23 protein-coding genes and 1 tRNA gene are annotated in these 26,283 nt (G+C 56.9%); 12 read left to right on the top strand and 12 right to left on the bottom strand.

All coding sequences use genetic code 11. The annotated features are described in order from the left end of the window. Nucleotides 1-42 precede the first annotated feature (42 nt). From purK to ppiB, 4 genes are all read right to left on the bottom strand, one after another. Nucleotides 43-1,110, bottom strand: coding sequence for a 5-(carboxyamino)imidazole ribonucleotide synthase (purK, locus tag ACMWL8_RS20780; protein WP_028012218.1), 1,068 nt, complete (start codon nucleotides 1,108-1,110; stop codon nucleotides 43-45). Beyond that, entirely contained in the window at nucleotides 1,107-1,616 is a 510-nt protein-coding gene (gene purE, locus ACMWL8_RS20775; protein ID WP_006809824.1) for a 5-(carboxyamino)imidazole ribonucleotide mutase, read from the bottom strand. The genes purK and purE overlap by 4 nt, the downstream gene beginning before the upstream one ends. A gap of 119 nt (nucleotides 1,617-1,735) precedes the next feature. Further along, on the bottom strand, nucleotides 1,736-2,458 hold the full coding sequence (gene lpxH / locus ACMWL8_RS20770; RefSeq protein WP_045260708.1) for a UDP-2,3-diacylglucosamine diphosphatase: 723 nt from the start codon (nucleotides 2,456-2,458) through the stop codon (nucleotides 1,736-1,738). Between the two features lie 3 nt (nucleotides 2,459-2,461). Beyond that, a complete protein-coding gene (gene ppiB, locus ACMWL8_RS20765) occupies nucleotides 2,462-2,956 on the bottom strand; it encodes a peptidylprolyl isomerase B (RefSeq protein ID WP_000256009.1) in 495 nt (164 codons plus the stop codon). Between the two features lie 175 nt (nucleotides 2,957-3,131). On the opposite strand from ppiB, the gene cysS reads away from it, so the two are divergent. Further along, nucleotides 3,132-4,517: a cysteine--tRNA ligase gene (cysS, locus tag ACMWL8_RS20760; protein WP_045260709.1), complete on the top strand. Its 1,386-nt coding sequence runs from the start codon at nucleotides 3,132-3,134 to the stop codon at nucleotides 4,515-4,517. A gap of 42 nt (nucleotides 4,518-4,559) precedes the next feature. On the opposite strand, the gene ACMWL8_RS20755 is transcribed toward cysS, so the two are convergent. The 5 genes from ACMWL8_RS20755 to folD all read right to left on the bottom strand — a co-directional run bounded on the left by ACMWL8_RS20755 (nucleotide 4,560) and on the right by folD (nucleotide 9,117). Further along, nucleotides 4,560-5,081: a metal-dependent hydrolase gene (locus ACMWL8_RS20755; protein WP_028012221.1), complete on the bottom strand. Its 522-nt coding sequence runs from the start codon at nucleotides 5,079-5,081 to the stop codon at nucleotides 4,560-4,562. A gap of 73 nt (nucleotides 5,082-5,154) precedes the next feature. Further along, the gene (malI, locus tag ACMWL8_RS20750; RefSeq protein ID WP_045260710.1) at nucleotides 5,155-6,171 is read right to left on the bottom strand and encodes a Mal regulon transcriptional regulator MalI; all 1,017 of its coding nucleotides are present in this window, start codon (nucleotides 6,169-6,171) and stop codon (nucleotides 5,155-5,157) included. Nucleotides 6,172-6,254: 83 nt separating this feature from the next. Then, complete coding sequence (locus ACMWL8_RS20745) at nucleotides 6,255-7,754, bottom strand: PTS transporter subunit EIIC (RefSeq protein ID WP_028012223.1); 1,500 nt, start codon at nucleotides 7,752-7,754, stop codon at nucleotides 6,255-6,257. A 282-nt stretch (nucleotides 7,755-8,036) separates the two neighbouring features. Next, a complete protein-coding gene (gene ybcJ / locus ACMWL8_RS20740) occupies nucleotides 8,037-8,249 on the bottom strand; it encodes a ribosome-associated protein YbcJ (protein WP_028012224.1) in 213 nt (70 codons plus the stop codon). A 1-nt stretch (nucleotide 8,250) separates the two neighbouring features. Next, nucleotides 8,251-9,117, bottom strand: a complete 867-nt coding sequence (gene folD / locus ACMWL8_RS20735) for a bifunctional methylenetetrahydrofolate dehydrogenase/methenyltetrahydrofolate cyclohydrolase FolD (RefSeq protein WP_028012225.1) — start codon at nucleotides 9,115-9,117, stop codon at nucleotides 8,251-8,253. A 310-nt stretch (nucleotides 9,118-9,427) separates the two neighbouring features. Between folD and fimA the strand changes: the two genes are divergently transcribed. From fimA to sfmF, 6 genes are all read left to right on the top strand, one after another. Continuing rightward, nucleotides 9,428-9,991 (top strand): type 1 fimbrial major subunit FimA, encoded by a 564-nt coding sequence (fimA, locus tag ACMWL8_RS20730; RefSeq protein WP_028012226.1) that lies wholly within the window; start codon nucleotides 9,428-9,430, stop codon nucleotides 9,989-9,991. A 68-nt stretch (nucleotides 9,992-10,059) separates the two neighbouring features. Further along, nucleotides 10,060-10,605, top strand: coding sequence for a type 1 fimbrial protein subunit FimI (gene fimI / locus ACMWL8_RS20725; protein WP_028012227.1), 546 nt, complete (start codon nucleotides 10,060-10,062; stop codon nucleotides 10,603-10,605). Between the two features lie 34 nt (nucleotides 10,606-10,639). Further along, the gene (gene fimC, locus ACMWL8_RS20720; protein ID WP_028012228.1) at nucleotides 10,640-11,332 is read left to right on the top strand and encodes a type 1 fimbria chaperone FimC; all 693 of its coding nucleotides are present in this window, start codon (nucleotides 10,640-10,642) and stop codon (nucleotides 11,330-11,332) included. Nucleotides 11,333-11,346: 14 nt separating this feature from the next. After that, nucleotides 11,347-13,908: a fimbrial biogenesis usher protein gene (locus ACMWL8_RS20715; RefSeq protein WP_041911034.1), complete on the top strand. Its 2,562-nt coding sequence runs from the start codon at nucleotides 11,347-11,349 to the stop codon at nucleotides 13,906-13,908. Beyond that, complete coding sequence (gene fimH / locus ACMWL8_RS20710; RefSeq protein WP_059355415.1) at nucleotides 13,901-14,908, top strand: type 1 fimbria D-mannose specific adhesin FimH; 1,008 nt, start codon at nucleotides 13,901-13,903, stop codon at nucleotides 14,906-14,908. Before ACMWL8_RS20715 ends, fimH begins: the two co-directional genes overlap by 8 nt. Before the next feature lie 9 nt (nucleotides 14,909-14,917). Further along, on the top strand, nucleotides 14,918-15,439 hold the full coding sequence (gene sfmF, locus ACMWL8_RS20705) for a fimbria assembly protein (protein ID WP_028012231.1): 522 nt from the start codon (nucleotides 14,918-14,920) through the stop codon (nucleotides 15,437-15,439). Nucleotides 15,440-15,490: 51 nt separating this feature from the next. On the opposite strand, the gene fimZ is transcribed toward sfmF, so the two are convergent. From fimZ to ACMWL8_RS20690, 3 genes are all read right to left on the bottom strand, one after another. After that, the gene (gene fimZ, locus ACMWL8_RS20700; protein WP_028012232.1) at nucleotides 15,491-16,123 is read right to left on the bottom strand and encodes a fimbria biosynthesis transcriptional regulator FimZ; all 633 of its coding nucleotides are present in this window, start codon (nucleotides 16,121-16,123) and stop codon (nucleotides 15,491-15,493) included. 812 nt (nucleotides 16,124-16,935) lie between these two features. Further along, nucleotides 16,936-17,652 (bottom strand): helix-turn-helix transcriptional regulator, encoded by a 717-nt coding sequence (locus ACMWL8_RS20695; protein WP_028012233.1) that lies wholly within the window; start codon nucleotides 17,650-17,652, stop codon nucleotides 16,936-16,938. Between the two features lie 24 nt (nucleotides 17,653-17,676). Continuing rightward, entirely contained in the window at nucleotides 17,677-18,375 is a 699-nt protein-coding gene (locus ACMWL8_RS20690; RefSeq protein ID WP_045260712.1) for an EAL domain-containing protein, read from the bottom strand. Nucleotides 18,376-18,653: 278 nt separating this feature from the next. On the opposite strand from ACMWL8_RS20690, the gene ACMWL8_RS20685 reads away from it, so the two are divergent. The 5 genes from ACMWL8_RS20685 (at nucleotide 18,654) to ACMWL8_RS20665 (ending at nucleotide 26,273) form a co-directional block, all read left to right on the top strand. Beyond that, nucleotides 18,654-18,730: transfer RNA gene (locus ACMWL8_RS20685), tRNA-Arg, on the top strand. 288 nt (nucleotides 18,731-19,018) lie between these two features. Further along, nucleotides 19,019-21,202 carry a TonB-dependent receptor gene (locus ACMWL8_RS20680; RefSeq protein ID WP_045260713.1) on the top strand — a complete coding sequence of 728 codons (2,184 nt, stop codon included), beginning with the start codon at nucleotides 19,019-19,021 and terminating at the stop codon, nucleotides 21,200-21,202. 127 nt (nucleotides 21,203-21,329) lie between these two features. Further along, nucleotides 21,330-23,303, top strand: coding sequence for a PhoX family protein (locus ACMWL8_RS20675; protein WP_045260714.1), 1,974 nt, complete (start codon nucleotides 21,330-21,332; stop codon nucleotides 23,301-23,303). A 102-nt stretch (nucleotides 23,304-23,405) separates the two neighbouring features. Beyond that, nucleotides 23,406-24,794 (top strand): phenylalanine transporter, encoded by a 1,389-nt coding sequence (gene pheP / locus ACMWL8_RS20670; RefSeq protein ID WP_045260715.1) that lies wholly within the window; start codon nucleotides 23,406-23,408, stop codon nucleotides 24,792-24,794. A 243-nt stretch (nucleotides 24,795-25,037) separates the two neighbouring features. Then, the gene (locus ACMWL8_RS20665; protein ID WP_045260716.1) at nucleotides 25,038-26,273 is read left to right on the top strand and encodes an MFS transporter; all 1,236 of its coding nucleotides are present in this window, start codon (nucleotides 25,038-25,040) and stop codon (nucleotides 26,271-26,273) included. Nucleotides 26,274-26,283: the final 10 nt, after the last annotated feature.

The following is a 26,283-nucleotide window of genomic DNA, read 5'->3' as shown; positions in this document are numbered from 1 at the left end:
TACGCCGGGGAAGGGGAAGGTCAACTCCCCGGCGCAGATGTCTTACTTGAGCTTTGACTGTGCCCAGACAATTCCGCTCGCGTATTCTGGCGGCAGGAGAGGAACGATCGCCTCCAGGGTGGCGCTCAGGCGGTCGGTATCGCTGTCGTTCAGGTTGAGATGACCCACTTTACGACCCGCGCGAACCTCTTTGTCATACCAGTGCAGATGCACCAGCGGCAGCTTCAGCCAGTCGTAGTTCAGATCGGTCCCGATCAGGTTGATCATCACCGACGGGCTGTTAACGACGGGCTGTGGCAGCGGCAGGTCGGTGATGGCGCGCAGGTGCAGTTCGAACTGGCTGATAGAGGCGCCGTTTTGCGTCCAGTGGCCGCTGTTGTGCACGCGCGGCGCCAGCTCGTTGATCAGCAGGCCCGACGGCGTGACGAAGCACTCCATCGCCATCACGCCTACGTAGCCCAGCTCGTGCATGATGGCAGAAAGCATCTCTTCCGCCTGCGCCTGCTGGTCGGCATTGGCGTGCGGGAAGGCGACGCTGGTGCGCAGAATGCCGTCCTGATGCAGGTTATGTGTCAGCGGGTAAAACACCGTGCGGCCATCGTGCCCGCGTGCGCCAACCAGCGACACTTCGCCGCTGAAGTTGATGCCCTGCTCAACGATGCACTCGCCGTAGCAGTCGTCCGGCAGCTCGGCGGTGTCGCCGGCGCGCAGGCGCCACTGGCCGCGGCCGTCGTAGCCACCCACGCGGCGCTTCACGATCGCCAGTTCGCCCAGCATGGCGAAGACGTCATTCCACTCGCTTTTATCAGACAACAGCTGCCACGGGGCGGTTGCGAGGCCCAGCTTGTCGAACAGCTGCTTCTGCGTCAGACGGTCGGCAATGATCGGGAACACGTCGCGGTTCACGAAGGCGTTATGGCGCGCCAGCTCGCGGGTCAGGGCGGTTTCCGGCCAGCGTTCAATTTCGGCGGTGATCACGCTCTGATGGAACGGCACCGCTTCCGGCTCGGCGTCCAGCCCGACGGGCCAGACGGCAATCCCCAACGGTTCGCCAGCCTGACGCAGCATGCGGCCCAGCTGGCCGTTGCCGAGGACGCAAACCTGCTTCATGCCGCACCCCGCGGGTCCGGGTTATCCAGCACCTCGTCGGTCTGGGCTTTACGCCACTCCGCCAGGCGCTGGTGTAAATCTTTGTCGTGCGTTGCAAGAATTTGCGCGGCCAGCAGGGCGGCGTTCGCCGCGCCCGCTTTGCCAATTGCCAGCGTGCCGACAGGAATACCACGCGGCATCTGGACGATGGAGTAGAGGCTATCGACACCGCTTAACGCGGCGCTTTGTACCGGGACGCCCAGAACCGGCACCAGGGTTTTGGCGGCAATCATGCCCGGCAGATGTGCTGCGCCGCCCGCACCGGCAATAATCACCTCATACCCGTTCTCTTCGGCGCTTTCGGCGAAGCTGAACAGTTTGTCCGGCGTACGGTGTGCGGAAACCACTTCAACGTGGTGCGGAACATTCAGGATTTCAAAGATTTCGGCGGCGAACTGCATGGTAGCCCAGTCGCTTTTGGACCCCATCACGATGGCGACACGCGCCGGATTATTGCGGGAAGACATGCGTCTTAAAACTCCTGTGGTGCGAAACACACTGCTTTCGAGGGCACAGAGAATAGCATGTTATACGGGCAAGGAAAACGGTTGCGTGGCTGAGAAACAAGCGAAACGACGAGAAAACGTTAAAACGGAAAAGCGATCAGTTCGACACCTTCCGGGGTGACTTTGACCATCGAACCCTCAGTATGCCATGCGCCCAATACCACGCGATGGGCCGGTTCACCGTTGGCGCTCAGAGAATGCACGTCAGGGCGATGGGTATGACCGTGGATCAGCCACTGAACCCCATGCTTTTCCATCACGCTCACCACAGCTTGCGGGTTGACGTCCATGATGGTCAGGGATTTGCTGCTGTTGGCGGCTTTGCTGCCCGCACGCATTCTGGCGGCGATGCGGTTGCGGATAAACAGCGGCAGGGCAAGGAACACCTTCTGGATCCACGGGGTGTGGACCTTAGCGCGAAACGCCAGGTAGCCGGTATCGTCGGTGCAGAGCGTGTCGCCGTGCATGATCAGCACCTTGCGGCCGTAGAGATCGAGCACCTGTTCTTCCGGCAGCAGCGTCATACCGCTTTCGCGGGCATAGCGCTTGCCGAGCAGGAAATCACGGTTGCCGTGAATGAAGTAGCAGGGGACGCCGGAATCTACCAGCGTTTTAATGGCGGCAGCCATTTCACGATGCAGCGGGTTAGGATCGTCGTCGCCAATCCAGGCTTCAAACAGATCGCCCAGGATGTACAGCGCGTCGGCGCTTTTCGCTTCACCGCGTAAAAAACGCAGAAAACCGGCGGTTATCGCCGGTTCTTCTGTTTGCAGATGCAGATCCGCAATAAAGAGTGTCGCCACGAATTACTCGCTGACGGTCACGCTTGTAATTACAACGTCTTCTTTAGGAACGTCCTGGTGCATGCCGCTGCGGCCGGTAGAAACGGCTTTGATCTTGTCGACCACGTCCATACCTTCAACCACTTCTGCGAACACGCAGTAGCCCCAGCCCTGCAGGCTTTCGCCGGAGAAGTTCAGGAAGTCGTTGTCCGCTACGTTGATGAAGAACTGCGCGGTGGCAGAGTGTGGTGCCTGAGTACGGGCCATTGCCAGCGTACCGCGGGTATTTTTCAGGCCGTTGTTCGCTTCGTTTTTGATCGCCTCTTTGGTCTCTTTCTGGCGCATGCCAGGCTCGAAACCGCCGCCCTGGATCATAAAGCCGTTGATCACGCGGTGGAAAATAGTGTTGTTGTAGAAACCTTCGCGGCAGTAGTCCAGGAAGTTTTTAACTGTTTCAGGCGCTTTGTCATCAAAGGTCTTGATTACGATATCGCCATGATTAGTGTGGAAAGTAACCATTTTTGCATCCTGTTCCGTTATTGTGGTACGTCGACCCGCCTTCGGGTCATATATAGGGGCTTGTTATAGCATAACCACAGGACGCGATCACCTTGCATTGTGTGCTGATCCTATTCCGAATTATGGGTATTATATGGAACAAACAACTCACACACGTGTTTACATGGAATCTTCGATGTTAAAAATCTTTAATACAATGACGCGCCAGAAAGAGGAATTTAAACCTATCCATGCCGGGGAAGTCGGCATGTACGTGTGTGGTATTACGGTTTACGATCTCTGTCATATCGGCCATGGCCGTACCTTTGTTGCGTTCGACGTGGTCTCTCGCTACCTGCGCTTCCTGGGCTATAACCTGAAGTACGTGCGTAACATTACCGACATCGACGACAAAATCATCAAGCGCGCTAATGAAAACGGCGAAAGCTTTGTTGCGCTGGTGGATCGCATGATTGTTGAGATGCACAAAGATTTTGACGCCCTCAATATTCTGCGTCCGGACAGCGAGCCGCGTGCGACCCACCATATCCACGAAATTATCGAGATCACCGAAAAGCTGATCGAACGCGGTCACGCCTATGTGGCGGACAACGGCGACGTGATGTTCTCCGTCCCGACGGACCCAACCTACGGCGCGCTTTCCCGTCAGGACCTGGACCAGCTGCAGGCCGGCGCGCGCGTGGACGTGGTTGACGTGAAGCGTAACCCGATGGACTTCGTGCTGTGGAAGATGTCCAAAGAGGGCGAGCCGAGCTGGCCATCCCCGTGGGGCGAAGGCCGTCCGGGCTGGCACATTGAATGTTCCGCGATGAACTGCAAGCAGCTGGGCAATCACTTCGACATTCACGGCGGCGGTTCGGATCTGATGTTCCCGCACCACGAAAACGAAATTGCGCAGTCCACCTGCGCCCACGGCGGCGAGTACGTTAACTACTGGATGCACTCCGGGATGGTGATGGTTGACCGCGAGAAGATGTCGAAATCGCTGGGCAATTTCTTCACCGTGCGCGACGTGCTGAAGTATTACGATGCGGAAACCGTGCGCTACTTCCTGATGTCTGGCCACTATCGTAGCCAGCTGAACTATAGCGAAGAGAACCTGAAGCAGGCGCGCTCGGCGCTGGAGCGTCTGTACACCGCGCTGCGCGGCACCGACAAATCTGTGCCTGCGGCGGGCGGCGAGGCATTCGAAGCGCGCTTCGTTGAGGTGATGAACGACGACTTCAACACGCCGGAAGCCTACTCCGTGCTGTTCGACATGGCGCGTGAGGTCAACCGCCTGAAGTCAGAAGATATGGCGGCGGCGAATGCGCTGGCGTCCCATCTGCGCAAGCTCTCTTCCGTGCTTGGCCTGCTGGAGCAGGAGCCGGACGCGTTCCTGCAGAGCGGTGCGCAGGCGGACGACGGTGAAGTAGCGGAAATTGAAGCGCTGATTAAAGCGCGTCTGGAAGCGCGTCAGGCCAAAGACTGGGCGGCGGCGGATGCGGCGCGTAACCGTCTGACCGAGATGGGCATCATTCTGGAAGACGGCCCGCAGGGGACGACCTGGCGTCGTAAGTAAGTTTGTAACGCCCGGTGGCGCTAACGCTTACCGGGCCTACTTTTACCTTCTTTTCCACCACAACATCCCCATCAGCACCACCCCCGGCAGCCACACCCACAGCAGTTCCGAGATAATGACCTCATGCCCGTACGGCGTGGCGTAGCGCGACAGCGCAAACGGCGCGACCTTAATCACCTGCCACGGCGCAAAGAAGCGCTCGTCTGACCACGGCCACAGCCAGCCGACGCCTTTTCCGCCGGTGGTAACGGAATCCAGCAGGCTGTGCGACAGCAGTGAAACGGTTAAGAACAGCCAGCAGCGCGTCAGGCTGGCCCGGAACCATCGTCGGCCAATCAGCACGCAGAGTATCGGTACCGCAAAGGCAAACAGCAGCGAATGGGTAAAGCCGCGGTGGCCGAAAATATTCCCGTAGGCGACGCCGAATTTGAACGCCAGCACGTCGGCGTCCGGCAGCATGGCGAGCACGATCCCGGCAAACAGCAGGCGGGGAGGGATGACTTTCGTTCCCAGACCTAAGCCCAGGCAAAGGGGAACAGCAGCGTGAGTGATAACGGTAGGCATTGCAATTATCCATGGCAAATCACAGCAATATAGCAGCGAATTCGCTGCAGCAAACCTGTGTCAAATTCTGATTTTACGCCGACTCGCGGGCGATAAGCTGCCCGGACAGCGTTATGCGCTGGGTTTGCAGATCCGGCTCCTTCAGCTTGCGGATAATCAGCCCCGCCGCCTGTCGTCCGGTTTCATCGCTGGCCGAAGAGACGTAGGTGAAGGAAGGGGAGGTGAGGTTGACGTGGAGCATATCTTCAAAACCGATCAGCGCCACCTGCTGGGTCAGGAACACGTCTTTCCCCACGGTGCGGCCCACCTGGTGAATGCCGGAAATGGAGCCGATCATCGCATCCGGGGAGTGGCAAAGCAGGGCGGTGATGGAGCTGTTTTTCTCCAGCAGCTGGCGCGTTGCCATCGCGGCGGCCTGGGTGTCGTCGCTGCAGGCCGGTGAATAATCATCGCGCCAGAGCAGCCCGTTTTGCGTCATCACGCTGCGAAAGCCGAGCAGGCGCTGCTCGCGGATAAGACAGCCCTCGCGCCCGCCAATGTAGGCGATCGTGCGGTGTCCGCGTTCGATAAGATAGCGTGCGGCCAGGTTCGCCGCCTGGCGATTATCGCGCATGACCAGATTGCATTTTTCGTCCAGCAGAGACTGCGAGACCACCACCAGCGGCAGCGGGCACTGGCGGATCTGCTCCGGTAAAGCGGCGTTACGGGTGTCAGACGCCAGATAAATAACGCCCGCGACGCCCTGCTGCTTAAACGACAGCAGGGTCCGTTCCAGATATTCCTGGTCGTTCAGCGGCTGGCCGAGAAACACCATATAACCCTGCTTCTCCAGCTCCTGAACGATGCTCGCCATCACCTTGATGGAAAAGCTGTCGCTGAAGTCGCGCAGGATCAGGCCGATAAGATTGGAGGTGTTGGCGCGGAGGTTGGCAGCGGCAACGTTATGAACATAGCCCAGCGTCGTGATGGCGGCATTGACCTTCTCGATCGTCGCCTCTGAGATTTTCCCTTTCTGACGTAGCACCAGCGACACGGTAGAGACCGAGACGCCCGCGTGCTTTGCGACATCAATGATGCTGACTTTCTTCAAAACCGCTCCCTGAAATTTACCGATTATCAGCCGGATAAGACACGTCTCCCAGCGTACAGGAGACGTGTCGTTCAGGCATCTTATTATTTGCCGATCATGGTGGACATGGTCTGGGCGATAAACTGTGCTCTGGCACCGAAAATCACCTGGATCCCGTTGTCGCCGACGAAGACCACGCCGCGCGCGCCAAGCCCGTTCAGTCCGTCCCTGTCCACCGCATCGCTCTTCGCCACTTCCAGACGCAGGCGGGTGATGCAGGAGCCGACGGAGTCAATGTTCTGCGCGCCGCCCAGCAGGCCGATGATTTCGGTGGCAAGTTCGGAATCGGACTTGTCATTCGCGCTGGCGGTCACCTCCGTACGGCCCGGCGTTTTCACGTCGAAGCGACGGATCACGAAGCGGAACGTGAAGTAGTAAATCAGCGCCATCGGAATGCCGATGATAATGGCACTCAGGAAGTTGGTCTGATAGCCGTTAAACGACGGCAGGATCCCGAACGACAGGTAGTCGATAAAGCCCGCCGAGAACGATTTGGCGATATGCGCGTGCAGCAGGTACATGGTCATGTACGCCAGGCCCGCCATGATGGCGTTGAAGACGTACAGAATCGGCGCCACGAAGATAAAGGTGAACTCTACCGGCTCGGTGATCCCCGTCAGGAAGCAGGTGAGGGCAGCGGAGAAGAGAATACCGGCCGCGATTTTCTTATTCTTCGTATGCGCTTCGTGGTACATCGCCAGGCATGCAGCAGGCAGCGCGAACAGCATCAGCGGGAACTCGCCCTGCATGAACTTACCGGCGTTCTGGTAGGTGTCGCTGCTGAAGGATTTCACCCCCTCTTCGAGCATCTTGAACCAGATGGTCTGGTCGCCGTGGATCACCTGGCCCGCCTGGGTGGTGTAATCCCCGAACGAATACCAGAAGGACGGATACCAGATGTGGTGCAGGCCGAGCGGGATCAGCGCGCGCTCCACCAGCCCGAAGATAAAGGTCGATGCCGCCTGGTTATCACCGTTTACGATCACGGAGAGCGCGTCGATACCGGCCTGAATATGCTGCCAGACGTACGGTAGCAGCAGCCCCATCAGGAAAGAGAGGAACGCCGTGGCGATCGCCACAAAGCGCTTCCCGGAGAAGAAGCCGAGGAACTCCGGCAGCTGCATGGTGTGGAAGCGGTTGTAGCACCAGGCTGCGAGAATGCCGCAGATAAGCCCGCCGAAGACGCCCATCTGCAGCGTCGGGATGCCGACCACCATGGCATATTTTCCGCCCTGTGAGGCCATTTCCGGCGTGATGCTTAATACGGTACTGATGGTGATGTTAGTGACAAACACCGACACCGCCGCCGAGAGTGCTGCAATGCCGGATTCCGAGGCCAGACCGACAGCAGAGCCGATGGCAAACAGCATCGGCAGGTTATCAAAGATAACCCCGCCGGCGTTCATCATCAGCGGCAGGTGGAACTTATCGCCGAAGGCCAGCAGGAGGCCCGCAGCGGGAAGCAGTGAAATTGGCAGCATTAAGGCGCGACCAATCATCGATAACTTAGACAGCGATTTAACAAACCCTGATATCAGACTCATGCTGATTTCCCCCGAGTAGCGCTTTTTAAGCGCTGTTATTGTAAGTAGAACGTTTTAGTAGAACGTTCTACTTATCGTGGGGAAAGAGTGAAAAACGCGCAACTGAAATCTCACCTTTCAACAGATGAAATAGTGATTATTTGAAGTTGATCGATAATTAACCGTGATGGGTGTGAGGGGATAGAGATAGAAATTGCCGGGTGGCGGCTTCGCCTTACCCGGCCTACAAACGGAGACAGTACGTAGGCCCGGTAAGCGCAGCGCCACCGGGCATCAAACGGCTTACGCCGTCACGGTCACGCTCTGCCCTTCAAAGCTCACGGTCTGGCCGGCGACAATTTTGCAGCGCTTGCGGGTTTCCACCACGCCGTCTACTTTCACCTGCCCGTCGGCGATAACGATTTTCGCCTGCGCGCCGCTTTCGCTCCAGCCTTCCAGCTTGAGCAGATCGCACAGCTCAACGTGCGGGTGTTTGCCTAATGAAAATGTGGCCATCTTATGCTTCCTCTACATCGTGGTACTCTTCGCATGCCTGCAAAGTATTCTGAATCAGCGTTGCTACAGTCATCGGGCCAACGCCGCCCGGCACTGGCGTAATGTAAGAGGCGCGAGCCGCGGCATCTTCATACACCACGTCGCCGACCACTTTGCCGTTTTCCAGACGGTTAATCCCGACGTCCACGACAATCGCGCCCTCTTTGATCCACTCGCCCGGAATAAAGCCCGGCTTGCCGACCGCGACGATCAGCAGATCGGCGTTTTCAACGTGGTGACGAAGGTTTTTGGTAAAGCGGTGGGTCACGGTGGTGGTGCAGCCGGCCAGCAGCAGCTCCATGCTCATCGGACGGCCCACGATATTGGACGCGCCGATGACCACGGCGTTCAGACCGTAGGTGTCGATGTTATAACGCTCCAGCAGCGTCACGATGCCGCGCGGGGTGCACGGGCGCAGACGCGGCGCGCGCTGGCACAGGCGGCCCACGTTGTACGGATGGAAACCGTCGACGTCTTTATCTGGCGCGATACGCTCCAGCACCTTCACGTTGTCGATGCCCGCAGGCAGCGGCAGCTGAACCAGAATGCCGTCGATCTCTTTATCGGCATTCAGGGTGTCAATAAGTTCCAGCAGTTCCGCTTCGCTGGTGGTTTCCGGCAAATCGTAAGAGCGGGAGACGAACCCCACCTCTTCACACGCTTTGCGTTTGCTGCCGACATAAATCTGTGATGCCGGGTTGCTGCCAACCAGCACAACGGCCAGCCCGGGAGCGCGTTTTCCGGCGGCTTTACGCGCCTTCACTTTTTCCGCGACCTCAGAGCGCACCTGCTGCGCAATCGTTTTACCGTCAATAATCTTTGCTGCCATCAGAGAGAAGATTCCGTCTGTAACGTTTGAAAGGGGGGATTGCCTGTATTTTGTCAGAAGCGAGCGCCGCTGTCAGTCACCCTTTACGAGTTTTCATCCGTGAGGCGCAAAAACCCTTCTTAAGTGATGGTCAATTTCTTAGACGGGATTAGGATGTGACCTGGCGAAATGGCAGTGTTTTGACATATTTAAAAATTACATCCTGAGCTACTTTGTCTCCTCCGAAATAAGTTTTCAATTATGCAATTGAACGTATTTCTTATTCCCGATTTTTCGCGGGAAGGGTTATTTACATTTTAAAGGAATAGACATGAAACTCAGCAACATTGCTTCTTCTGTTATTGCAACACTGGCCCTGGTCGCGGGTGCCGCTAATGCAGCCGATCCCGTTACGCCGGTTACCGTAAATGGCGGTACCGTGCATTTTAAAGGTGAACTGGTTAATGCTGCTTGTTCAGTAAATACCGATTCTTCCGAGCAGACGGTTAATCTCGGTCAGTATCGTACCGCGAAATTCACCAAAGTGGGCGACACCACCTCTAATATTCCGTTCAACATTGAACTGAATGACTGCGATCCGCTGGTTGCGAAAACCGCTGCCGTTGCTTTCACCGGCCAGATCGACGCGACCGACAAAACCCTGCTGGCCGTGACGTCCGGTAACAACGACAACACCGCGAAAGGCGTGGGTATCGAGATCCTCGACAGCAAATCCAGCGTGCTGACCCCGGACGGTGCCACCTTCTCTGCCGCGAAAGACCTGATTAAAGGGACTAACACCCTGCAATTCACCGCGCGCTACAAATCAACGGCTGCAACCACCGAGCCAGGCCAGGCGAACGCTGACGCCACCTTCGTAATGAAATACGAATAATACCCTCGCACAGGGATGTTCAGGCCTCAGGGACGAGGCCCGTCATACGCTACTGCCAGGAACGAAGGATGACAAGGACTGGAACACTACTGCTGTTAACCCTTGCGATGGCCTGCCCGGCATCGGCGCATACCGTGGTGATCGAAGGCGGCAAGGTGCATCTTCGTGGGGAGCTGGTAAACGGCGGCTGCGCCGTGGCACCCGACAGCCAGAATATGCGCATCGACATGGGGCAGTACCGAACCAATTCATTTTCCGGTGTGGGCAGCTTTTCAACGGTTAATGTGCCGTTCACCGTGCGGCTGCTGGACTGCAGCGTGGATGTCTCTCGCATCGTGGGGATCCAGTTTCAGGGCGTGACGCCCGCGGAAGATCCGCAGGTTTTTCTGGCGACATCGCGGCCAGGTGAAACGCCTGTCAGCAGCGGTGTAGGGCTGGCGCTCTTTGATGAGCAGCAGCGTCAGATTATCCCGAATGCGACGGCCGTCAGCTGGTTGCCCGTGAATACCAGCGAGCTCGCATTTCATTTTAGCGCCCGCTATCGCGCTATTTCCGAACACCTCGTGCCAGGCAATATTCAGTCGGATGTCTGGTTTACGTTGATTTATCCATAACACCTGCGAACACATTATTAAAGGTACGGTTTTGATGAATATGCTAATTAAACCAGGACTGCTTTTATCGTTTATTTTAATGATGGTTTCTGCTTGCGCGAATGCTTCCGGCGGTATTGCGCTGGGGGCCACGCGCGTTATTTATCCGGCGGATGCGAAGCAAACGTCGCTGGCGATCACCAACAGCAATAAACAAGAACGCTACTTAATTAACGCGTGGATCGAAAATGCCAGCGGGCAAAAGGAAAAAACCTTTGCCGTCACGCCGCCGCTGTTCGTTAGCGAGCCGGACAGCGAAAACACGCTGCGTATTATTTACGCCGGGCCCGCGCTGCCCGCCGATCGCGAATCGCTCTTTTACATGAACGTGAAGGCGATCCCGTCAGTGAACAAAGCGAAAACGGAAAACAATAACGTGCTGCAGCTGGCGATCCTTTCGCGCATCAAGCTGTTTGTGCGCCCGAATAACCTGGCGATGCAGCCGGATGAGGCGCTTTCCCAGCTGCGCTTTGAGCGCGTGGGGAACCATCTTAAAGTCAGCAACGCCTCGCCGTATTACATCACTCTGGTCAACCTGAAGCTGGGCGGTCAGACGCTGGAAAACCTGATGGTCGCGCCGAAAAACTCGGCTCAGCAGGTGCTGCCCGCCGGGGCCGGCGGTACGCTCTCCTGGCAGAGCGTGAATGACTACGGCGCCATTACACCGGCGCGCAGCGTCAACCTGTGAGCAGAGTCAGGGCGATGAAAAACCACCAGGGACGTTACTGCCCGGTTGCACTGGCGTTGATGGCCGCGCTCTGGCCGCAGGCTGGCTGGAGCGAAAGCTACTTCAACCCGGCCTTCTTATCCGACGACACCGCCAGCGTGGCGGATTTGTCGCGTTTTGAACAGGGGCACCAGCAGGCACCCGGCATCTATCGCGTGGATATCTGGCGTAACGATGAGTTTATCGGCACCCAGGACGTGCGTTTTGAACAGGCCGAGAACACGCCGCCGGTGGCGGGCGGCCTGTCGCCGTGCATTACGCGCGCGATGCTCGATCGCTTTGGCGTCAACGTTGCCGCATTTCCCGAGCTGGCGAAGGTGCAGGGTGAAACGTGCGTTCCATTGACCACGGCCATTCCCGGCAGCGAAACGGTATTTAACTTTGCTTCACAGCGCCTGAACGTCAGCCTGCCGCAGGTGGCAATGCAAAACAGCGCGCGCGGCTATATTCCGCCTGAACAGTGGGATGAAGGCATTCCCGCCGCGCTGGTGAACTACAGCTTTACGGGCAACCGGGGAAGCGAAGACGACAGCTATTACCTGAACCTGCAGAGCGGGCTGAACTATGGTGCCTGGCGTTTACGCAACAACGGCGCATGGCGCTACACGCAAAATAACGGGAAGCGGCGCAGCGAGTGGCAGAATATTGGCACCTGGGCGCAGCGCACCGTTATCCCACTGAAAAGTGAGCTGGTGCTGGGCGACAGCAACACCGGGAATGACGTTTTCGACAGCGTCGGTTTTCGCGGCGGGCGGCTCTATTCGTCTGACAGCATGTACCCCGACAGCCTGCAGGGTTACGCGCCGACCGTACGCGGTATTGCCCGTACGCCTGCCAAAGTGGTGGTTCGCCAGAACGGCTACGTTATCTATCAAAGCTACGTCCAGCCCGGCGCGTTCGCCATCACCGATCTTAACCCAACCTCCTCCAGCGGTGACCTTGACGTCACGGTGGAAGAGAAAGACGGCAGCCAGCAGCGCTACACCGTGCCGTACTCCACCGTGCCGCTCCTGCAGCGTGAAGGGCGCTGGAAATATGACCTCGTGGCGGGGGATTACCGCAGCGGTAACAGCGACCAGGATACACCGTTCTTCGCCCAGGGCACCCTGATTACCGGCCTTGCCAACGGCTTTACGCTCTATGGCGGCACCCAGCTGGCGTCACGCTATACCGCAGTGGCCGTCGGTGCCGGGAAAAACCTCGGTGACTGGGGCGCAGTCTCCGTCGATATCACCCACGCCCGCAGCCAGCTCGCGGACGACAGCAAACATGAAGGGCAATCGCTGCGTTTTCTGTATGCAAAATCGCTGAACGGGTTCGGCACCAACTTCCAGCTGCTGGGCTACCGCTACTCAACGAAGGGGTTTTACACCCTGGACGACGTGGCCTGGCGCTCAATGGAGGGCTACCAGTATGCCGATAGCCAGGACGATAACGATGTGCCGGACGTGCAGAGCTATCACAACCTGACGTGGAATAAAAAAGGCCGCTTCCAGCTCAATATTTCCCAGTCGCTGGGGGATTACGGCTCGGTCTATATCTCCGGGAGCGAGCAAACCTACTGGGGGACGGACGAAACAAACCTCTGGTATCAGCTGGGCTACGCGGGGGGCGTGAAGGGGATCAACTACTCCCTGTCATGGTCGTGGAACAAATCCGTCGGGATCGACGGCACCGACCGGATCGCGTCGTTTAACGTCTCCGTACCGTTTAGCCTCTTTACCCGCCAGGGCTATCGCCGGGACAGCGCGATCGATCGCGCCTATGCCACCGCATCCGCCAGCCGAAACAGCGATGGCGACACGAGCTGGCAAACCGGCGTCAGCGGCACGCTGCTTGAGGACCGCAACCTGAACTACAGCGTGACCCAGGGACACGCCAGCACCAACGGCTCAAGCGGAAGCGCCAGCGCCAACTGGCAGGCAACCTACGGCACGCTGGGCGTGGGGTACAACTATTCCCGCGATCAGCACGATCTCAACTGGCAACTCTCCGGCGGGGTGGTTGGCCATTCAGACGGCGTGACCTTCAGCCAGCCGCTGGGCGATACCAACGTGCTGATTAAGGCGCCGGGGGCATCAGGCGTCAGCGTGGAAAACCAGACCGGCGTGAAGACCGACTGGCGAGGCTACGCGGTCATGCCGTATGCCACCGTCTACCGCTACAACCGCGTGGCGCTGGATACCAATACCATGAGCAACAACACCGACATCGAAAACAACGTGAGCAGCGTGGTGCCGACCAAAGGCGCGCTGGTCCGCGCCAGCTTTGATACCCGCATTGGCGTGCGCGCCCTGCTGACGGTAACGCGCGGCAACCAGCCGGTGCCGTTCGGCGCCGTGGTGCGTGAAACCCAGAGCGGCGTGACCAGCATGGTGGGGGATGACGGTCAAATTTACCTGAGTGGGCTGCCGCTGGAAGGCGAACTGCTGGTCCAGTGGGGTAACGGGGCGCAGTCCCAGTGCCGTGCGCCTTACAGCTTGCCTGAAAAGAGCCTGCAACAGGCGATCACACTTAAGGGGATCCGCTGTGATTAAAATCCATATCTTTGCCTTGTCGCTTCTGGCACTCCTGCCCGCGACAAACGCGTTAGCCACCGTGTGCGTCAATGAAAAGGGCGTGCCGACGGAGGTGCATTACGACTTGACGGATAAATTCAACAGCTCGAATAACCAGGTTGGGCAGGTTGTCACCCTCAGCGAGAAATCGCAGTGGGTGGGGGTAAACGCCGTCTGCCCGAAGGGCACCGTCGGGAATACCACCAAGCGCAGCTACGTGACTGATTACCCGATCACCGGGACCAGCGATGGCTATCAGTATCTGAAGCTTAACGACTATCTGGACGGGGCGATGAAGATCACGGACAGCTATGCTGGCGCGTTTTATCCACCCAAAAGCTATATCCAGATGGGGAGCCATCCGAACGTTTCAAAAAACAAACCGTTTGGCGTGCAGGATTCCAGCCTTATTTTCCGTCTTAAGGTGACCCGACGCTTTATTAATATGGTGGTGATCCCGCGTGCCACCATGTTCCGCGTTTACGTCACCACCACCTCCTCCGATCCGTTGACCACGCCGGTCTACACCATCAGCTACAGCGGAACCATTCAGGTGCCGCAGAGCTGCGCCATCAACGCCGGCAATGTGGTTGAATTTGATTTCGGCGACATTGGCGCCTCCCTGTTCAGCAAGGCGGGCGTGGGTAACAAGCCGGAGGGCGTCTCATCGCAAAGCAAAACCATCGCGATTAAATGCACCAACGTGGAGGCAAACGCCATGCTGACGATGCGCGTCGAGGCTGAAAAGGTCTCCAATAATGTGGTGGTGTCGGATAACCCGGATGTGGGGTTTATCATTGCCAACGAGAGCGGTGCGCCGCTCACGCCTAACAACCTGACGAGCAAAATTCCGTTCCGCCTGGACGACAGCGCGCAGGCGCAGGTGGGGATCCGGGTCTGGCCGGTGAGCGTGACGGGCAACAAGCCAGCGGAAGGGCGCTTTACCTCGCGCGGATATTTGCGTGTGGATTACGACTAAGGAGCAGACATGCGAAACGGGATCCGTTTTATCACCGTGGCGCTCTTTGCGCTTTGCACCCAGGCTCAGGCGGAAACCGCATTGGGCGAAATTAATATTCGGCTCTACGGCAATATTGTCGATTTCACCTGCGTGGCTGAGGGTAACGATAGCGACAAAACGGTCACGCTGGGCACCTGGCCCACGAAGCAACTCAACACCACGGGGAGCCGCACGCAACCTATGCCCTTCACGCTGAAGCTGACCGGCTGTCCGCCCGGGGCGGCGTCCATTACGTTCTCGGGTAAGGCTGACGGGAGCAATAGCGGGTTACTGGCGCTGAATGATGCCAGTACAGCGAGCCACGTCGCCGTCGAGATCAGGGATGCGGATAAAACGCGTCTGGCGCTTCAGCAGGCCAGCCAGCCGGTGACGGTTGATGCACAGGGGAATGCGACCCTATCATTTTATGCCAATTATATTGCCACGGCCGATAACCCTCAGCCCGGACGGGCTGATGCGGATGCTACCTTCATGATTAATTATAATTAGCACTGACCGCACTCCCTGCAGCTCGGATAAACTGCAGGGAGTGAATTCAGGTTATAGCAGCTCGTGTGCTTTGGCGTAATCTATTAATTCCACGATGCTTTGTACGCCAAGCTTGGAATAAATATTGGATTTGTGCGCACTGATGGTCTTATTGCTTAACAGTAACTGTTCAGCAATCTCCTTATTGGATAATCCATTCGCCAGATAACGTAATACCGTGACCTCGCGATTCGATAATGGCATATCCGCTGCCATCCCTTTTCCCGAACCCATATGGTTTATAAAATTCAGCGTTTCCGACGGGAAAAAAGAATAACCCATCAGAATCATCTCTACGGCGTTGTAGATCTCACCCAAATCTTTTCGTTTACTGACGAAGCCGTTGGCCCCGGCGCGAATCGCACGACCCGCGTAAAATAACTCTGATTTAGAGGAGAGGAACAGAATCTTAATGTCTTTGTTTAAGTTTCTGATTCTCTTCAGTAAAGCGAAGGCGTCTGTGCCCGTAAGTTCGATGTCAAGGATCACCAAATCGATAGGATGATTACGAATACAGTCAAGAACTTCATGGCTATCGCCAGACTTAAGCTTGACTGTGATATTTTTATTTTTCTGTAGCAGGACCTCTATCGACATTCTGACGATAGGATGTTCGTCCATAATGATAACGGATGCCGGTTTCATTTTTAATGCCTCAGATTGTTAAAAGCGTTATGCAGAGTTTTGTAAAACTCTCGAAATGCCGGAAGGATATAAAGTGCAGATCCCTATACCGTAGTATTTCCCTGGAAAGAGCGAAAGCATCCTTGTTTACGTAATGAAAAGAACAGTGCCTCAGCGCGGTCATCTCATTTGGCTGGTGTTGGCAAAAAGATTTTTCTTATTCAGATTTGGTACGCATCTTATTATACAGAGTAAGTTTTTTCCGAAAACCCTGTAAATTAGTCTCCGCTTATTGGTTTGTATTATCTTCTGGATCTTAATGGCTATGTTTTTAAATTTAGCGGAAATATCCTGTTATCCCATTTACCGCATCTTTTCATCTTTATGTAATAACAAAAAATAACAGATGTCTCTTTATGTTGCGTAATTGTTAATAAAAAAGACCGCCGATTCGGCGGGCGACCCAGGGTCAAAGAGGCGAAAAAGTGCCCTCGCAAGGTGTCAAACCTTCATCTGAAAGTGCTTAAGGCGCATCAACGTCACGCCATCATCGCGCAGGAGAACATGCTATCCACTTTGCTTTCCGCTCCTGGAGAGTGAAGCGAAGCTGCTTGTTTTTACATCATTATCATCTTATTAACGCCTTCTGCATTCACTTAACGGATGGAGGAAAGTGCTGCCTTTGGTTCATTCTGTGACATTTCACATGGTTCCGAACCATAAATTAGGAATAGTTATAAAATCGAATACTTTGTTAAAATTTAACCATTTCATAACATGCGTGGTAAGTAAATTCCTAAAGCGCTTTAGGAAATAAGAAGTTAGTGCGTAAGTTAAAACGTGCAGTCAGAGAGGTTATTAAGAAGGTGTAACAATTCCTGGCGATGGCTCAGCCCCAGCTTAAGCAGGATGCAGCTAAGACGATAGATAATGCGGCTATAGGGGCGATTCTGCAGAAGGGCAATCTGACGCAGCGTCTTACCGCGGGCAAGCTCCTGCAAAATCGGCCATTCATTGCGGGAAAACCAGTCTTTATCGGACCCCTGCGGTGGGCGGGCATCCATCAGGCTGTGTTGAAGCCCTGCCGCGTTCATCTGACGTTCCAGCACGTGAAAAGGCCCCGCCGCTTTGCAGAAGAGGCGGGTATCATAATTATCTGCCCGGACCAGTAGCCACGGCGTCAGGAAGGGGGGATACAGGCTATGCCTTCTTAACTGATCCAGTTGATCAATCAGCCCGGTGGAACGGCTTTCTACATCCACCACCAGACGCGCTGAAGGCCATTGTGCCTGAGCGCCGAGCGCATCATCCAGTGAGATATAGTCGCAACAGCTGCTCAGGGGAAACTGCCCATTGAGAAAACCGGTGCGCAGAAAATGATCCTCCGTGACCAGAATGATAAACGGAGCGTCGGTTTTTCGGGGCTGGCTGATGGACTGGCTCAAAAACTCGAGCCGGTCGAAAAAGGGGGGAGCAAAAGGTGAGCGCGTAAATCCCAGTGCATCACTTCCTGTACGCCGCCGCCGGTAACGGCGCACTGTCATTCGCATGGTCTCCCTCCTGGAAATGGCTCTTTAATCCTCCGGCCATGTCCAGGACGGCCAGTAATATCCCTGGCCGAGATCTGCGCCTGCCTGCAGTGCCCAGGTGCGATCGCGTTCAGTCTCAATACCTTCGATGAGCACGCTCCCGGCCAGCTGAAAGCAACGTGAAACCAGCTGCCTCAGCGCGGGTGTGGCGCGTAAACGCCAGAATGCGCCCTTATCAATTTTGATGCCGTTCAACGGTAATCGACAAAATAAAAACGGCTGAATGACCGTTTCGTCGATGTCATCCAGCCATATACTGTGCCCCTGTTCCCGGAGTTTCGACAGGTTTTGAATGACGCGCTGCTTCTGTGCGGCAGAGAAAGCCAGAAAGGCAGAGAGATCAACAATCTCGATATTCAGCGGCGTGTTTTTCAGATTGATGAGCCGCTGAAAGGACGCTGGCTCTGTCAGAACGGTTATCGGCAGATTAATAAAAAGATTTTTACCGTGCGGCGTCTTTTTTAGTGCAGCAAGCTGCGCTTCAAGCAGCGTCATTGACCAGCCTGCCGACTGATGGCGGAAAAAATCCTCGCTGTGCTGCGTTTCGGACAGAATGCTAAGCACCTCCACGCCAACCTGACGCTGAGAGGTGAGGGCGACGACAGGCTCCAGTTTGATGCCGACGATGTCCTGAGAAATAAACTGTAATCGGGGGGGCGTATCGAACGGGTTTTGCGCTGTCACTCCATTGTCCTGTTGTCTGTCAGCCTCCAGGCGGCCGGGAAACCTCGCTCTAGTGTGACGAGCCGACGAGCAGGAAAACAGCAGGCGTTACTTAAATACAACTAAGCCTTTTCGCAGCGCTAAATTTTACGGTGAAACAGCGAGAAATGTTGAGAAAATAGCCGTATTTACAATCGGCTAGCGGTAATTGCCCCCGAAAACGGAAAAGGCATTGACTCACCTGACATTGACCGTATAATTCTTCGCGTTTCACCACCGCGAAGTTCACTCTTCTCAGTGCGCCCTTAGCTCAGTTGGATAGAGCAACGGCCTTCTAAGCCGTAGGTCGTAGGTTCGAATCCTACAGGGCGTGCCATTTAGAAACAGGCACTTACGCCAGTTTCAAACCAGCCTGATTTTCTCCTTCTGTCGTATTTGCGTCATGGTTGCCAAAATGGACTCAATTTTCCGTGCGTGTGAGCTCAAAGGGTTCAGCGCAAGGTGAGCATCCCCTTGTATCACGCATTAACTTGAGCAGGATCCTGCAGAGATTTGCGCTTGCCAAAGCATAGATAATGCGTATAGTTCTCATTTGCATTGCAACCAATATATTCTAAGGCCCGTCCACGGGCTATTTTTGCGCGCACTTTCAAACGAGTTAACGATGAACAACACCAAAATGCACAAAACGCTGCTGGCGCTCGCCATTGGCGCGGTTACACATTCCGCCTGGGCGGCAGAGGATAAAAAAGAAGACACCATCGTTGTGCAGTCTGCACCTGCCGGCGACTTTAAACCCGGTGGAGACCAGCTGGTGCCGGCCTTCCTTGACGGGCAGGTGGCCAACGGCGGACGTATGGGGATGCTCGGTCAGCAGAACGCCATGGACGTGCCGTTCAATATCATCAGCTACACCTCAAAGCTGGTGGAAGATCAGCAGGCGAAAACCATTGCTGACGTGGTCGCGAACGACGCGGGCGTGCAGTTTGTGCAGGGTTACGGCAACAGCGCAGAAACCTTCCGCATTCGCGGCCTGAAGTTTGACGGCGACGACATGACCTTCGGTGGCCTCTCCGGCGTGCTGCCGCGTCAGGTGGTGGATGCCCAGATGGTTGACCGCATTGAGATCTTCAAAGGGGCAAACTCCCTGATGAACGGCGCGGCAAGCTCGGGCGTGGGCGGGATGATTAACCTTGAGCCAAAGCATGCCGGGGAAACGCCGCAGGCGAAAGTGGGCGTGGACTACACCTCGGATTCCCAGATTGGCACCACGCTGGATGCGGGGCGTCGCTTTGGCGATAACGACCAGTTCGGCGCGCGCGTGAACCTCGTGCATCGTGAAGGCGAAACCGGCGTACCGAACGATCGCCGCCGCACCACGCTGCTCTCCACCGGCCTGGACTACAAAGGCGACCGCTTCCGTACCTCGCTGGATCTGGGCTATCAGAAAAAAACCTTCCACGGCAGCCCGACCAGCGTCAACATCTCAGCGGTGGACTTCGTGCCAGAACCGCCGAAAAACGATCGTAACTTCTCGCAGAAGTGGGCCTACAGCGATATCGAAAACGAGTTCGGGATGTGGCGCAGCGAGTACGACATCACCGACAGCTGGACCGCCTATACCGGCCTCGGCGCGCAGCACGCGCACGAAGAGGGGATCTACAGCGCGCCGAAACTGATGGATAAAAGCGGTAATGCGGTAGTCAGTCGTCTTGATACCAACCGTATCAGCGATTCCGTCAGCGGGATGGCGGGCATTCGCGGTAACTTCACTACCGGCTTCGTATCGCACAAGGTCAACGTGGGGTACTCCGCGATGACCAAAAACGAAAAAATCGCCTGGAAAATGTCGGCGACGGCGGATAACCCGACCACCAACATTTATCACAACACCGGCGTCGCGATGCCGGACAGCACCAACTTAAACGGCTCCGGTGGTAAATACAGCGATCCGCTGACCAGCGGGCGCACCCGTACCCAGGGCTGGCTGCTGAGCGATACCCTGGGCGTGCTGGATGACAAGCTGCTGTTCACCGCAGGCGCGCGCCATCAGAAAGTGGTCGTTCGCGGGTATAACAAAATTACCGGCGCAGAGAACGACGCGGACGGCTTCGACGGCAGCCGCTGGATGCCAACCTACGGCGTGGTTTACAAACCGTGGGAAGAAATTTCCCTCTACGCCAACCACACCGAAGCGCTGCAGCCGGGCAAAACCGCACCTAACACCGCCACCAACTACGGCCAGAGCACCGGCATCGTTCACTCTAAGCAGAACGAAGTGGGCGTGAAGGCGGACTTCGGGCGCGTGGGCGGCTCTCTGGCGCTGTTTGAGATTAAAATGCCCTCGGCGATCCTCGATGCTAACAATCACTACGGCCTGGATGCGGAGCAGCGTAACCGTGGCGTGGAGCTGAACGTCTTCGGCGAGCCGATGCTCGGGATGCGTCTGAACGCCAGCGCCACCTGGCTGCAGGCGGAGCTAACCAAAACCAAAAACGGCGTGAACCAGGGCAACGATGCAATTGGTATTCCGAACTTCTACGCCGTGCTGGGCGCGGAGTACGACATCAAGCCGGTTGACGGCCTGACAGCGACCGCTCGCGTGAACCACTCCGGCACGCAGTATGCCGACCTCGCGAACAGCAAAAAGCTGGATAGCTACACCACGCTGGATCTGGGCATGCGCTATCGCTTCGCGGTGAACCACAACGCAAACCAGATGACCGTGCGCGCGGGCATCGACAACGTGACCAATGAGAACTACTGGGCCAGCGTGGACGATTCCGGTACCTACATCACTCAGGGCGAACCGCGTACCTTTAAGGTCTCGGTTGGCTACGAGTTCTAAGCGTTCCACCTCGTTATCCGGGGCACGGATGCCCCCATCCTTCCGTCATCGTGTTATAAAATTGTAATAAAAGCTTCTTACACTGGTCGACAATTCTTTACCTCTTGGCCAATGACAGGAAGCCGCTATGGGCAGACCCCTCAAATCCGTTTTTAAAAAAGAACATCGCGACGACATCGCTAACCGCAGCGCAAACCCGGTATTCTCCGAGGTGGCAGAGGTGTTCCTCTCCCGCCGCCGTTTTCTCCAGATGGGGGCCGTTGCGGGGGCCGCCGTATCATTCCCGTTTCTGATCAAACCTGAGATCGCCATTGCCGCGGTATCGAAGCCTTCCGCGCTGGCAAAAGCGGTTTCCCTGGGCTTTACCAGCATCGACGTCTCCACCGAAGATACGGTCAGGGTGCCGGAAGGCTATATTGCCCGCCCGTTCTATCGCTGGGGTGACCCGACGGGGATCAAAAACAACATGCCGGCCTTTAAGCCGGACGCCAGCAACACCACGGACGAACAGGCCGTGCAGGCGGGCATGCACCACGACGGCATGGCGTGGTTTAGCCTGCCGCAGGGGGAGCAAAACCCGGAGCATGGCCTGCTGGCGATGAACCATGAATACATCGACAACGGGATGCTGTTTACCGACGGTACGGCGAACTGGAGCCTCGTCAAGGCCCGCAAGGGGCAGAACGCAATGGGCGTCTCGGTGGTGGAAGTGAAAAAAGCGGGCAGCGACTGGCAGGTGGTACGCCCGTCTTCATATGCCCGCCGCATCACCGTCAACACGCCGATGCAGCTTACCGGCCCGGCGCGGCATCAGGACTTAATGAAAACCGCCGCCGACCCGCAGGGGGAGCGCGTGCTGGGCACCATGCAAAACTGCGCTAACGGCCACACGCCGTGGGGCACCTATCTCACCTGCGAGGAAAACTGGTCGGATATTTTTGTCAAAAAAGCCGATCTCAATCCGCTGGAAAAACGCTACGGCATCAGCGACAGCGATGAATCCTACCGCTGGAACGAGGTGGACGAGCGGTTCAGCGTCGATAAAACTCCTAACGAACCCAACCGTTTCGGCTGGGTCGTGGAGATCGATCCCTACAACCCCACCTCCACACCGCGCAAGCACACCGCCCTGGGCCGCTTCAAGCATGAGGGGGCAGCCGTCACGCTCGCCGCCGATAACCGCGTGGTGGTCTACATGGGGGACGATCAAAAGTTTGAGTACATCTATAAGTTTGTCTCGGACAAAAAATACGATCCCGCGAACCGTGAAGCCAATATGCAGCTGCTGACCTCCGGCACGCTGTACGTCGCCAGGTTCAACGAGGACGGGAGCGGCGACTGGCTGCCGCTGATCTTCGGGCAAAATGGCCTGGATAAGAGTAAAGGGTTTGAAAGCCAGGGGGATCTGCTGATTAAAACTCGCCTGGCGGCCGACGCGGTGGGGGCGACCAAAATGGATCGCCCCGAATGGATAGCCGTCGATCCGCACGCCAGCGGCAGCGTCTACTGTACGCTCACCAACAACAGCGATCGCGGGAAAGAGGGGAAAGCGCCGGTGGATGCCGCCAACCCGCGCGCCAACAACGTGTTTGGGCATATCATGCACTGGCACGAAAACGGGGCCGATCCTGCTGCCGCGCGCTTTAAGTGGGATATTCTGGTCATGGCCGGACGCACCGACGGCGACGATCCGAAGGCCAAAGGCTCCATGCAGGGCGCGGCATTCGGCAGTCCGGACGGACTCTCTTTCGATCATCAGGGCGTCCTGTGGATCCAGACCGACGTCTCCTCCAGCACCATCAATAAGAAAGCGTATGAGGGGATGGGCAATAACCAGATGGTGGCGACCATTCCGGGCACCAACGAGTATCGCCGTTTCCTGACCGGGCCGCGCGGGTGTGAGATCACCGGCATTGCGTTTACGCCGGACAACCGCACGCTGTTTATCAACATTCAGCACCCAGGGGAGGGCGGGGATGATATTACCGACCCGGCCAATCCGCGCGCCGTCTCTAACTGGCCGGACGCCAGCCCGAACGGACGCCCGCGATCGTCCACGGTGGTGATCGTGAAAGCGGACGGCGGAATTATCGGGTCGTGACGTTTATCCGCCGGGCGCACGCGCTGGCCCGGCGTTAAGCTTGCTACCACCAGCATGAAGTGTTAAAACGTGCCCCTTCTAAAAAAGAGACAGGGGTAGGGCGTGAAAGACGCGTCATCCGCTTCAGGCCATGGTCGCGCTGAAGCCTCGTCGGATCAGAATCCGACGCTGCAACGTGGTTTGCAAAATCGACATATTCAGTTAATTGCCCTCGGTGGCGCAATCGGTACCGGGCTGTTTCTCGGCATCGGCCCCGCCATTCAGATGGCTGGCCCGGCTGTTCTGCTGGGTTACGCTATCGCCGGGATTATCGCCTTCCTGATCATGCGCCAGCTCGGCGAGATGGTCGTTGAAGAGCCGGTGTCAGGCTCCTTCGCGCACTTTGCCTATAAATACTGGGGCCCGTTCGCAGGCTTCCTCTCCGGCTGGAACTACTGGGTGATGTTCGTGCTGGTGGGGATGGCGGAGCTGACCGCCGCAGGCATCTACATGCAGTACTGGCTGCCGGACGTGCCCACGTGGATCTGGGCGGCGGCCTTCTTCATCATCATTAACGCCGTTAACCTCGTCAACGTGCGCCTGTATGGTGAAACCGAGTTCTGGTTTGCGCTGATTAAGGTGCTGGCGATTATCGGCATGATCGGCTTTGGCCTGTGGCTGCTGTTCTCCGGCCACGGCGGCGAGCGTGCCACTATCGACAACCTGTGGCTGCACGGCGGCTTCCTGGCGACCGGCTGGAAAGGGCTCATCCTCTCGCTGGCGGTGATTATGTTCTCCTTCGGCGGTCTGGAGCTGATTGGCATTACCGCGGCCGAAGCGCGCGACCCGCACAAAAGCATTCCGAAAGCGGTCAACCAGGTGGTGTACCGTATTCTGCTGTTCTATATCGGCTCGCTGGTGGTGCTGCTGGCGCTCTATCCGTGGGTGGAAGTGAAGTCCGACAGCAGCCCGTTCGTGATGATTTTCCACGATCTCAACAGCAACGTGGTCGCTTCGGCACTGAACTTCGTCATTCTGGTGGCCTCTTTGTCGGTGTACAACAGCGGGGTCTACTCCAACAGCCGTATGCTGTTTGGCCTCTCCGTACAGGGCAACGCGCCGAAGTTCCTCACCCGCGTCAGCCGCCGCGGCGTGCCGGTCAATTCGCTGTTCCTTTCCGGCGCGATTACGTCTCTGGTAGTGCTAATCAACTACCTGCTGCCGAAACAGGCCTTTGGCCTGCTGATGGCGCTGGTTGTCGCCACGCTGCTGCTGAACTGGATCATGATCTGCCTGGCGCACCTGCGTTTCCGCGCGGCGATGCGCCGCAAGGGGCGCGAGACGCAGTTCAAAGCGCTGCTCTATCCGGCGGGGAACTACCTCTGTATCGCGTTCCTGGCGTTGATTCTGGTGCTGATGTGCACCATGGATGAGATGCGGCTTTCAGCAATGCTGCTGCCGGTATGGGTGGTGTTCCTGTTTATCGCGTTTAAGCTCTCACGCAAAAAGTAACCCGTTTTTCTCCCTCTCCCTGTGGGAGAGGGCCGGGGTGAGGGCAACAGACCGCACCAAACCAGACCGCACCTGCCTTCACGCCCGGTGGCGCTGCGCTTACGGGCCTACAAAACACTGCTTCATCTTTATCGTGACCCCCCTCCCAAATCTTCTACGATCCACAGGATCTTTATTTTGTAATCGATTACTTTTCATTTGAGTTGTTTTGTAATCGATTACTTTTTCCGGGTGAGGCTTATCATGGTGTCAACTGAAAGTAGTGAAAAGGCGATAGCGCAGCACCGGCTGCTGGTACCGCGGCTGTCGCTGATGATGTTTCTGCAATTTTTTATCTGGGGTAGCTGGTCGGTCACGCTCGGCCTGGTGATGACCCAGCACAACATGTCTCTGCTGATTGGCGATGCGTTCTCCGCCGGGCCAATCGCCTCGATTCTCTCGCCGTTCGTGCTCGGGATGCTGGTGGACCGCTTCTTCGCCTCGCAGAAGGTGATGGCGGTGATGCACCTCGCGGGCGCGGCGATCCTCTGGTTCGTGCCGGGGGCGCTGATTGCCGAGAACGGCGCGCTGCTGATTGGCCTGCTGTTTGGCTACACGCTCTGCTACATGCCGACGCTGGCGCTGACCAACAACATCGCGTTCCATAGCCTGGCGAACGTGGATAAAACCTTCCCGGTGGTGCGCGTGTTCGGCACCATCGGCTGGATCGTGGCGGGCATTTTCATCGGCGTCACCTGCGTGGCGTCCAGCGTTACCATCTTTAAGGTAGCGGCGGCCAGTTCCGTGCTGCTGGCGCTTTACAGCCTGACGCTGCCGCACACGCCTGCGCCCGCGAAAGGCCTGCCGGTGAAGGTGCGGGATCTCTTCTGCGCGGATGCGTTCGCGCTGCTCAAAACCCGCCACTTTTTCGTCTTCTCCGTCTGCGCGATGCTGATCTCCGTCCCGCTCGGCACCTATTACGCCTACACCGCCTCGTATCTGGCGGATGCAGGAATTGCCGACGTCAGCACCGCCATGTCCTTCGGGCAGATGTCCGAGATCTTCTTCATGCTGGTCATTCCGCTGCTGTTCCGCCGTCTGGGCGTGAAGGTCATGCTGCTGATCGGCATGCTGGCGTGGTTTGTGCGCTACGCCATGTTCGCGCTGGGCGTCAGCGAGGAAGGGCGCATTCTGCTGTATCTCGGCATTCTGCTCCACGGCGTCTGCTACGATTTCTTCTTTGTCGTCGGCTTTATCTACACCGACCGGGTGGCAGGCGAAAAGGTGAAAGGCCAGGCGCAGAGCATGATCGTGATGTTCACCTACGGCATCGGCATGCTCCTCGGCTCGCAGATTTCCGGCGCGCTCTATAACCGCCTGGTGGCAGGGCAGGCCGTGCCGCAGGCGTGGGTGACATTCTGGTGGATCCCGGCGGTAGCGGCCGCGGCGATCGCGCTGATTTTCCTTCTCACGTTTAAGTATGACGATGACAAGGCGTAACGTTCAGGAG

This window comes from Enterobacter sp. 04-C-12-SI-ECC (genome assembly GCF_047530715.1).
Taxonomy (GTDB): Bacteria; Pseudomonadota; Gammaproteobacteria; order Enterobacterales; family Enterobacteriaceae; genus Enterobacter; species Enterobacter bugandensis.
The sequence above is the reverse complement of the archived record's forward strand: the minus strand, read 5'-3'. Positions and strand labels throughout refer to the sequence as shown.